Genomic DNA, 537 nt, shown 5'->3' on the forward strand with positions numbered 1-537 from the left:
ATGCAATTACAGTTACGCCTAAGAGCAATAACTACACCTTTGAAGTGACACAAGGAACATTCACAATCAAAAAGCGAGCTGTTACGGTTCAGATTGAAAGTCAGAGTAAAACTTACGATGACGATGTTTCGACAGACCCAGCTTTGAGTTGGAAAGTTGTTTCTGAACAAGGTTTGGCCCCCAACGAGACGAGTGACGTGTTAAATGTAAAGTTGAATCAACAAGCAGGTGAAACAATTGGTCATCATGCCATTACAGGGACTTTCGATAACGCTAACTATGATGTTCATTTTATCGATGGGAACCTCTTGATTAATCCACGCGTGGTTAAACTTATCGTTGACCCCCAAGGAAAGACGTATGGTGATGATGATGCAGATCACCCTTTGACTTGTAGACTTACAGATGGTTCGACCCTTGCGGCTGACCAAAAACTGACAGACTTGGTAACTTTGACTCGTGATACTGGCGAAGATGTCGGCGATTATGCAATTACAGTTACGCCTAAGAGCAATAACTACACCTTTGAAGTGACAC

1 protein-coding gene is annotated in these 537 nt (G+C 42.5%); it reads left to right on the forward strand.

Features of this window, described 5'->3' with window-relative positions; all coding sequences use genetic code 11:
* Positions 1 to 537, forward strand: a 537-nt coding sequence (locus tag FAY32_RS14485) for an MBG domain-containing protein (RefSeq protein ID WP_158727616.1), incomplete at both ends; no start/stop codon positions are given.

The sequence above is a fragment of the Levilactobacillus enshiensis genome (genome assembly GCF_007115095.1).
Taxonomy (GTDB): Bacteria; Bacillota; Bacilli; order Lactobacillales; family Lactobacillaceae; genus Levilactobacillus; species Levilactobacillus enshiensis.